Genomic DNA, 8,193 nt, shown 5'->3' on the forward strand with positions numbered 1-8,193 from the left:
GGAGAGCGGCGCGCAGCGGCTGTCGGCCGGCCTGGACACCGCGAACAGCGCCACCGCGCGGCTGCGCGACGGCTCCGCCCGGGTCACCGATGGCCTCACCCAGGCCGAGAAGGCCAGCGGCCGGCTGAGCGACGGGCTCGCCAGGCTGCGCCGCGACGGCACCTCCGAGCTCAGTCGCGGCGCCCGGCGGGCCTCCGACCAGGTCCACGCCCAGGCGGGCACCGTGAACCGGATCGCCGACAGGTACGTCCCCGTCCTCAACGAATGGGGACCCCAGGTGGCCCGCGCCGCCGAGGCGGTCGCCGAGCAGGCCGAGCGGATCGACGACCCGCAGGCCGCCGAGCTGACCGCGCGCGCCCAGGAGCTGGCCAGGGTCGCCAGGAAGATCGCCACGGTGGCCCCCGAGCTCGGCCCCCGGATGGACGAGGTCAGGCGGCAGGTCAACGCGCTGGACACCGGCCTGGCCAAGCTCGCCGACGGCGCCGCCACCGTGGACCGGCAGCTCGGCAAGGCCGGGCAGGGCGCCGCGAAGCTCCACCAAGGCGCCACCAGGCTGCGCGACGGCTCCGCCCAGGTCACCGGCGGCCTCACCAGCCTCGGCGGCGGCCTGGTCAAGCTGGGCGACGGCGCCGACCGCCTCTCCTCGGGCGTCGACCGGCTGCACGACGGCGCCGGCCAGGTCGACAAGGGCATGAACCGGCTGGCCAAGGGCTCAAAGGAGCTGGCCGACGGCCTCGGCGACGGCGCCGACCGCATCCCCGACTACGACAAGCGGGAGCGCGACGCCCGGGCCGACATGATGAGCGACCCGGTGCGGCTGGCCAAGGAGGTCGACAACGAGGTCCCCAACTACGGCACCGGATTCGCGCCCTTCTTCCTGCCGCTCGCCCTCTGGGTCGGCGCGATGATCGCCTACATGGTGCTGAAGCCGCTCAACCAGCGCCGCCTGGCCGGCACGACCGGCGCGCCGAGGATCGCCCTGTCGGGCTGGCTGCCGGGGATGGCGCTCGGCGTCGCGCAGGTCGCGGTGCTGCTGGGGGTGCTGAGGTTCGGCCTCGGCCTGGAGGCCGCGCACTGGGCGGGCGTCGCGGGGCTGCTCCTGCTGACCGTCGCCGCGTTCATGGCCCTCGTACAGGCGATCAGCGCGCTGCTCGGGCCACCCGGGCGCGTGGCGGCGCTGGCGCTGCTGATGCTCCAGCTCACCTCGGCGGCCGGCACCTACCCGATCGAGACCTCGCCGGGCTTCTTCCAGACGATCTCGCCGTGGCTGCCGATGAGCTGGGTCGTCTCGGCGCTGCGCCGGCTGATCAGCGGTGGCGATCTCGCCGTGGTGTGGCAGGCTTGCGGCGTGCTGACCACCTTCCTAGTCCTCGGGCTCGCGCTCACCACGCTCGCCGTGGAGCGCGGACGCACCTGGTCCGTGAAACGCCTGCACCCCGAGCTGTCGTTGTGAGCCGACAGGACACGCGGGCGAAGGTGTTCGCGGCGGCGATCGAGCTGATGGCCGAGCAGGGCTACAACGCCACGACGGTCGAGGCCATCGCCGAGCGGGCCGGGGTGGCCAAGGGCACCGTGTTCTACAACTTCGGCAGCAAGGAGGCGCTGTTCGCCGCGCTGCTGGAGCATTCGATCGCGAAGCTGGCCAAGGCGCTGTCGGCGGCGGCCGTCGGCGGCAGCGCGCTGGCCGCGCTCGACAACGTGGTGCTCGGGCAGCTGCGCTTCTTCGACGAGCACGGGCCGCTCGCCCGCGTGCTGCTGGCCGAGATGTGGCACACGGCCTGGCAGGAGGCGGTGGCCCAGCTCCGCGAGAAGGCCCTCGGCGTCTACGCCGGCGTGCTGCGCGAGGCCGTGGCGAACGGCGAGGTCAGGGCGGGCCTGGACGTGGAGACCGCGGCCACGGCGCTGTTCGGCATGGTGCTGACGGTCTCCATCGAGCGCCGGGCCCTCTTCCCCGACCGGCCCCTGGAGCTGACCCACAAGACGCTCCTGGAGCTCATGCACGGCCGCATCACCTGACTGCCCCCACCGCTCTTTGTCGGCCCGGCTCTTTGTCGGCCCGGCCCGCTTCGCCGCCCGCGCGGGCGCCGCGGGGATTCCCGCCGAGCGAGCCGCGGGTGTCCGTGGCGCCCTGTGCGACCTGGCCGAGTGGGCGGACCAGCCACCGGGCTCCTCCCGCTCCGAGCCCGTCAGGGCGTCAGGTGGCGCCTGGGGGCCTCAGGTGGCGGCCAGCACGCGGGACTGGACGACGCGGCCGAGGCCGTCGAGGGCGATGAGCGAGGTGACCAGGTCGGCGCCGGGTCCGGACGCGCCCGCCCAGCTGACCGTCACGTAGTGGCCCAGCGCCCGGGCCGCCGCGCGGCTGTGGGCCGCGTCGAAGGGGACCGCCTGCCGTACGAACCCGTCGCCGGCGAGGGCGTCCACCAGCGCGTCGGCCGCGCGCCCGTCCGGCAGGTTGAAGATGACGAACTGCCCGGCGGTGCCCGAAGGCCCCGTGTACGTCGCCCGCAACGCCTGGGTGCAGCCCGCGGCCGAGGCGCCCCACAGGGCGTCGTCGCAGTCGGCCAGCTCCTCAGCCGACTCGCGGCGCAGCGTGCCGAGGGTCTGGCCCGCGGACGTGAAGACCTCCTCCAGCCTCAGCGGCGCCGCGTCCGCCTGGCGGGAGTCGATCACCGAGTAGAGGGCGGACGTGGGCTCGCCGCGGAAGGACGCGGGGCGGGGCCGCTCGCGGCCGAACCAGAGCCACGCACCGGCGGCCAGCACCGCGAGCCCGGTGACGGCCGCGAGGGGCACGGCGAGGCGGCGCGGCATCAGGACACCCCCGGTCCCGTGATCGCCACCACTCTCCGGTACACCGCCTTCTCCGCGCCCCGCAGCGTCAGCGCGAGCGAGACGAAGTCGTCACGGGGCGCCGGTTCGGTGCCGTCGGTCTTGCCGAACCAGACCAGCCCCACGTAGTGGCCCAGCGCGTAGCCGGCCGCCTCGGTGTAGCCGCCGGCCGGGAACGTGGCGTCGCCGGCTGTCAGGGGGAGGGTCCAGCCGCCCCGGTAGCCGGTCTTCAGCTCCTCGACGAGCCGGCCGGCCGCCTGGCCGTCGCGCAGGTTGAGCAGGGTGTACTGGCCGATGTAGCGACCGTCGGCGCTGGTGTAGAGGCCGCGGGCCGCCTGGGTGCACTCGGCGTCGGCCACCTGCTCCAGCAGGTTGGAGCCCCAGAGGGCGGCCGAGCAGTCGGTGTCGAGCTGCTTGGCGGCGAGTTCGAGCGTGAGCTTGTTCTCCCCGGCGAGCGTCTTGTGGGCGAAGACCTCCTTCTCGGTGAGCGGCGTGCCGTCCTTGGCCCGGTCGAGGATCGGGTCGAACAGCTTGGGCGAGGCCCAGCCCTGGTAGGCGGACGGGAGCCCGCCGCCCCCGCCCACGGCGGCGCTCGCCGGACGTTCGGAGACGTAGCCGCCGCCGAGCGAGGTCACGACGACGGCCAGCCCGCACGCCGCGGCGACGACGCCGAGCACCGACGCGATGACGACCAGGAGCCGCTGCTGCTCGGGCCGGAGCCCCCAGTCGGTGAGCAGCGGGAACTGCCAGTCGGAACGCGGCGGGCGGCGCCGCTTGCGCGCGGTCTGCCTCGTGGGCGCGCCGGTCACAGCCCCGACGCCCCGATCAGGCTGCCCAATGCGAACGTGAGCCCGGCGGCGAGCGCGCCGACCAGGAGCTGCCGCAGGCCGGAGTACCACCAGCTGCGCGCGGTCACCGTGGACACCAGCGCGCCCGCGCCGAACAGCGCGGCGCAGGAGACCACCGCCGACACCCACAGCTCGGTGACGCCGATCAGATAGGGCACGAGTGGCAGGACAGCCCCCAGCGCGAACGACAGGAACGAGGAGAAGGCGGCCAGCCTGGGCGAGGGCAGGTCGGCGGGGTCGACGCCGAGCTCGGTGCGGGCGTGCACCCGCAGGGCGCGCTCGGGATTGCGGGAGATCTCGGCGGCCACCTCCGCGGCGATCTCCGGCCCCACCCCCTGGTCGACCAGGGCCTGGGCGAGCTCGGCCTGCTCGGCCTCGGGATGGCGCTCGATCTCGCGCCGCTCGACGGCGATCTCGGCCAGGGCGAGCTCGCGCTGGCTGGCCACCGAGACGTACTCGCCGCCGGCCATGGAGAAGGCACCCGCCGCCAGCCCGGCGCCGCCGGCGAGCAGGATGACCTTGGTGTCGGAGGTGCCGCCCGCGACGCCGGCGATGAGCGCGAAGTTGGACACCAGTCCGTCCATCGCGCCGAACACCGACGGCCGCAGCCAGCCGCCGGTGACGTCGCGGTGCTGGTGGTGGATCTCCGCGCGCCCGCTCATCACACGTTTTTCTTCTCCGGTCCCGCCAGCTTCCCGGCGGCGGCGGGCTCGTCAGGCGCGGCCCGCTCATCGGTGTCCTCGACGGTGTCCTCGACGGTGTCCTCGACGGTGTCCCGCTCTTCCGGCGCGGCCTGCTCGACCGCCGCACCATCTGCGGCTTCCGCGCCATCCGGGGCGGCTGCGTCGTTCGGGGTTGCCGGACTCTCCACGCCCTTCAGGCTATCCGCGCCCTCGGAGTGATCAGTCCCAGCGTCTCCGGAACGTTCTGCCACCCCTTCGCCGGCTGAACCGCCCGCGGGTTCGGGGCGACCGTCCTCCCCGGCCGGGCCGGCCTGGCGGGTGTCCTCCTCCTCGTCGGCCTGGTCGGCCGGGTGCGCCGGATCAGCGGCCTCCCCGCCGTCACCAGGGTGCGAGGCGGGCACCACGATCTCCTCGCTGTCCTTGCCACGGGTCACCCAGAGGTAGACCAGCGCGCCGATGAACAGCACGATCGAGGTCCACTGGTTGATCCGCAGCCCCAGGAAGGTCACCGCGTGGTCCACCCCGCCCACCGGGTCGATCCGCAGCCCCTCGATCCAGAACCGCCCCAGCGTGTAGCCGGCGACGTAGAGGGCGAACAGCCGGCCATGGCGCAGCGTGAACCGCCTGCCGGCCAGGATCAGCCCGAAGCCGAGCGCCAGGTCCCACAGCGACTCGTACAGGAACGTCGGGTGGTAGAGCACGCCCGGCTCGCCACCGTGCGCCTGGTCGATCTCCAGGCCCCACGGCAACGTGGTCGGCCCGCCGTACAGCTCCTGGTTGAACCAGTTGCCCCAGCGGCCGATCGCCTGCGCGAACGCGATGCCGGGCGCGACCGTGTCGGCCACGGCGCTCAGGGACAGGCCCCGGCGGCGGCAGGCCAGCCACACGCCCACGCCTCCCAGGGCGATCGCACCCCAGATGCCGAGCCCGCCCTCCCAGATGAACAGCGCCCGGTAGGGCTCCTTGATCGCGCGCGGGCCGAAGTAGGTCTGCCAGTCGGTGATGACGTGGTAGAGGCGGCCGCCGATCAGGCCGAAGATCACCGCGGGAACCGCGCCGATCAGGCCGAAGATCACCGCGGGAACCGCGATGTCGATCATCGTGCCTTTCTCGCCGCCACGGGCGCGCCAGCGGCGCTCGCTCAGCCAGACGGCGACGACGACTCCGAGGACGATGCACAAGGCGTAGGCCCGGATCGGGATGAATCCGAGATACCAGACCCCCTCGGAAGGGCTGGGAATCGAGGCAAGGGGCATGCCGGTGAGGGTAGCGGACGCGTGGCTACTTGGCCGCCTTCGTGACCTGATCGCGCAACTCCTGCGGCGTGAAGATGACCCGGTTGTCCATCTCGACGCCGTTGAGCTTGACCGTGGGCGTGCCCTGGATCTTGGCCGACTTCTGGACCTGCCCCGTGTAGGCGATCTGGTCCTTGGCGTGCTTCTGGCCCGTCACGCAACTCTGGAAGTCGGGGGAGGTCACCCCGGCCTCCTTGCCCCAGGCCAGCAGCTGGTCGATCTTGAATCCCTCCGCGGTCTCGCTGGGCTGGTTCTCGAAGAGCAGGTCGTGGTAGGCCATCCACTGCTTGCCGTCGGCCACGCAGCGTGCGGCGGCGCCGGCACGGAGGGAGTTGGAGCGCGTGGGCTCCTGGCTGAAGATCGTGATGGGGTGGTAGACCACCTTGGCCTTGCCCTCGGCGGCGAGGTTCTTGAAGGTCTGGCCGCTGACGCTCTCAAGCTGCCTGCAGGCCGGGCACTGGAAGTCCTCGTAGATGTCGATCACGGGCTTGGTGACGCCGCTCTTGGCCATCACCACCGCGTTGTCGGGGTGCACGGTGATCGGCGCCAGGTCGCCCCCCGCCTGCTCCGACTGCGACCTGCTCGCCGCCCACATCCAGCCGGCGCCCACGGCGGCCACCGCCACCGCTCCCGCCGTCAGGTAGGTCACGAGGCGCTTGCGCTGCTCCCGCACCCGTTCGGCGGCCTGCTGCTCCTTGATCTTCTCCCGCGCCGACTTCTGACGCTCACCCTTGCTCATCACCTGTCTCCTCCTCGTCGTCACGTGTGCGGTCGGGCCCGGTCAGGCCCAGGGCCGAGTCGAGCGCGAAGCGCCCCGGCGGGAACCGCACGACCCAGGCGCCGAGTAGCACGAGGCCGAAGTCACGCACGATGTCGAGCAGGTAGGACGGCTCCTGCCAGTCCTTCAGTTCGCCACCGCCCCCGAAGCAGCCGCAGTCGATGCGCAGCCCCTTCGCCCACGCCCAGGCGATGCCGAAGACGAAGGCGAGCATGAGCAGCGCGGCGACCGCCGCGGCGACCCTGGTCAGCAGGCCGGCAACCAGCAGCACGCCCACCACGATCTCCAGGATCGGCAGGAGATAGCCCACGGTCGTGGCGATCGAGTCGGGCAGCAGCTGGTACGCCTTGACCGCCAGGACGGAGTCGGACGGATTGCCGATCTTGAGCCCACCGGCCACGATCAGCACCCCGCCCAGGACCAACCGGGCGGCGGTCGTCACCCAGGGTATCGCCGATCTGGCTTTGTGTGACGCTGGCGACGCGATCACGGGTCATCTCCTTGTCTCGGCACCGGGATGCGCACAGTATCCGGGGAACATCCGATCACGGGCCGAATAAGCGTCGGCTAAGGCGAACTCGCTGTCCACACGCCATGCCGCGAGCCGCGCCCGACCCGGGAGGAACGCCAGAACCGGGTGGCCGCGCCCTCACAGACCGGCTCGCCCCAGGGAACCGGGCGGCCCCCAGAGACCCCAGGCCGGCCCAGGGAGCCGGGCAGCCCTCGGAAAGCGGACGGGCCGCCGGAGCCGGGACGGCCACCAGGGAGCCGACGGGCCCCGCGTGGGCGCGGTCGGCAGGTCTGGGCGGTCAGCCGCGGGAGCGGACGCCCTGGGCCATCTCGCGGGCCAGCTTGCCGATCAAGGCGTGGCCGGCGGCCTCGTCGGGGGCGTCCAGCAGGTGCCGGATGAAGGCCGACCCCACGATGACGCCGTCGGCGTAGGTGGCCACCTCGGCGGCCTGCGCGCCGGTGCCCACGCCCAGCCCCACGCAGACCGGCAGGTCGGTGTGGGCGCGGGTGCGCTTGACGACGTCCTTGGCGGCCGCGTTCACGACCTCCCTGGCGCCCGTGACGCCCATGAGGGACGCCGCGTAGACGAACCCGGTGCAGCACTCGACGACGGTCTTGATGCGCTCCTCGGTCGAGCTGGGCGCCACCAGGAACACCGTGTCGATGCCGGCGGCGGCCGACGCCTCGCGCCAGGGACCAGCCTCCTCCGGGGTCAGGTCGGGCGTGATGGTGCCGACGCCGCCCGCGCTCGCCAGGTCGCGCGCGAAGCGCTCGGCGCCGTAACGGTCGATCGGGTTCCAGTAGGTCATGACGAGGGTCGCCGCGCCCGTGGCGGCCACGCCCTCGACCGTGCGCATGACGTCGGCGATGCGGGTGCCGTTGGTCAGCGAGCGGTGCACCGCGTCCTGGATCGTCGGCCCGTCCATGAGCGGGTCGGAGTAGGGCAGCCCGATCTCGATGATGTCGCAGCCGGCCTCGACCAGGGCGGCGGCGGCGGTGATGGCGCCGTCCTTGGACGGGAAGCCCGCCGGCAGGTAGCCGACCAGCGCGGCCCGGTTGTCCGCCTTCGCCTTGGCGAACACCGTCTGAAGAGAAGTCATGATCGTCCGTTCTGAATGGTCGAGGCCGCTTCGCCGCCGTTCCTGCCATGGTGCCATCGCGCGCCGTACCTCTCCCGGATCTTCCCAGGCCCGGGCGCCTCCGAGCGCCGGCGCGGGCGGGCGCTCGGGCCGAGCGCCCCGTACGGCGGCTCG

At 73.0% G+C, this 8,193-nt stretch carries 9 protein-coding genes; 2 read left to right on the forward strand and 7 right to left on the reverse strand.

Annotated elements, in window-relative coordinates; all coding sequences use genetic code 11:
• Together DQW85_RS01365 and DQW85_RS01370 are read left to right on the forward strand one after the other, a co-directional pair.
• Positions 1 to 1,453: YhgE/Pip family protein (locus DQW85_RS01365; RefSeq protein ID WP_113698661.1), on the forward strand; the 1,453-nt coding region annotated here is incomplete at its 5' end.
• Positions 1,450 to 2,016: a TetR/AcrR family transcriptional regulator gene (locus DQW85_RS01370; protein WP_113698662.1), complete on the forward strand. Its 567-nt coding sequence runs from the start codon at positions 1,450 to 1,452 to the stop codon at positions 2,014 to 2,016. The genes DQW85_RS01365 and DQW85_RS01370, both read left to right, overlap by 4 nt.
• A gap of 198 nt (positions 2,017 to 2,214) precedes the next feature.
• Here DQW85_RS01370 and DQW85_RS01375 read toward each other — a convergent pair whose 3' ends face one another.
• The 7 genes from DQW85_RS01375 to trpA form a co-directional block, all read right to left on the reverse strand.
• A complete protein-coding gene (locus DQW85_RS01375) occupies positions 2,215 to 2,808 on the reverse strand; it encodes a hypothetical protein (RefSeq protein WP_113698663.1) in 594 nt (197 codons plus the stop codon).
• Positions 2,808 to 3,635 (reverse strand): hypothetical protein, encoded by an 828-nt coding sequence (locus DQW85_RS01380; protein WP_113698664.1) that lies wholly within the window; start codon positions 3,633 to 3,635, stop codon positions 2,808 to 2,810. The genes DQW85_RS01375 and DQW85_RS01380 overlap by 1 nt, the downstream gene beginning before the upstream one ends.
• The gene (locus tag DQW85_RS01385) at positions 3,632 to 4,336 is read right to left on the reverse strand and encodes a VIT1/CCC1 transporter family protein (RefSeq protein WP_113698665.1); all 705 of its coding nucleotides are present in this window, start codon (positions 4,334 to 4,336) and stop codon (positions 3,632 to 3,634) included. Before DQW85_RS01385 ends, DQW85_RS01380 begins: the two co-directional genes overlap by 4 nt.
• On the reverse strand, positions 4,336 to 5,613 hold the full coding sequence (gene lgt, locus DQW85_RS01390; protein WP_113698666.1) for a prolipoprotein diacylglyceryl transferase: 1,278 nt from the start codon (positions 5,611 to 5,613) through the stop codon (positions 4,336 to 4,338). Before lgt ends, DQW85_RS01385 begins: the two co-directional genes overlap by 1 nt.
• 25 nt (positions 5,614 to 5,638) lie before the next feature.
• Entirely contained in the window at positions 5,639 to 6,391 is a 753-nt protein-coding gene (locus DQW85_RS01395; protein ID WP_113698667.1) for a DsbA family protein, read from the reverse strand.
• Positions 6,378 to 6,872 carry a MauE/DoxX family redox-associated membrane protein gene (locus tag DQW85_RS01400; RefSeq protein ID WP_113698669.1) on the reverse strand — a complete coding sequence of 165 codons (495 nt, stop codon included), beginning with the start codon at positions 6,870 to 6,872 and terminating at the stop codon, positions 6,378 to 6,380. The genes DQW85_RS01395 and DQW85_RS01400 overlap by 14 nt, the downstream gene beginning before the upstream one ends.
• Before the next feature lie 367 nt (positions 6,873 to 7,239).
• Positions 7,240 to 8,040 carry a tryptophan synthase subunit alpha gene (gene trpA, locus DQW85_RS01405; RefSeq protein WP_113698668.1) on the reverse strand — a complete coding sequence of 267 codons (801 nt, stop codon included), beginning with the start codon at positions 8,038 to 8,040 and terminating at the stop codon, positions 7,240 to 7,242.
• Positions 8,041 to 8,193: the final 153 nt, after the last annotated feature.

This window comes from Nonomuraea lactucae (genome assembly GCF_003313395.1).
GTDB classification, from domain to species: Bacteria; Actinomycetota; Actinomycetes; order Streptosporangiales; family Streptosporangiaceae; genus Nonomuraea; species Nonomuraea lactucae.

Coding starts and splice junctions, on each gene's coding strand:
- DQW85_RS01375 (WP_113698663.1), bottom strand. CDS start 2,808: ATGCCGCGCCGCCTCGCCGTGCCCCTCGCGGCCGTCACCGGGCTCGCG.
- DQW85_RS01395 (WP_113698667.1), bottom strand. CDS start 6,391: ATGAGCAAGGGTGAGCGTCAGAAGTCGGCGCGGGAGAAGATCAAGGAG.
- DQW85_RS01385 (WP_113698665.1), bottom strand. CDS start 4,336: ATGAGCGGGCGCGCGGAGATCCACCACCAGCACCGCGACGTCACCGGC.
- lgt (WP_113698666.1), bottom strand. CDS start 5,613: ATGCCCCTTGCCTCGATTCCCAGCCCTTCCGAGGGGGTCTGGTATCTC.
- trpA (WP_113698668.1), bottom strand. CDS start 8,040: ATGACTTCTCTTCAGACGGTGTTCGCCAAGGCGAAGGCGGACAACCGG.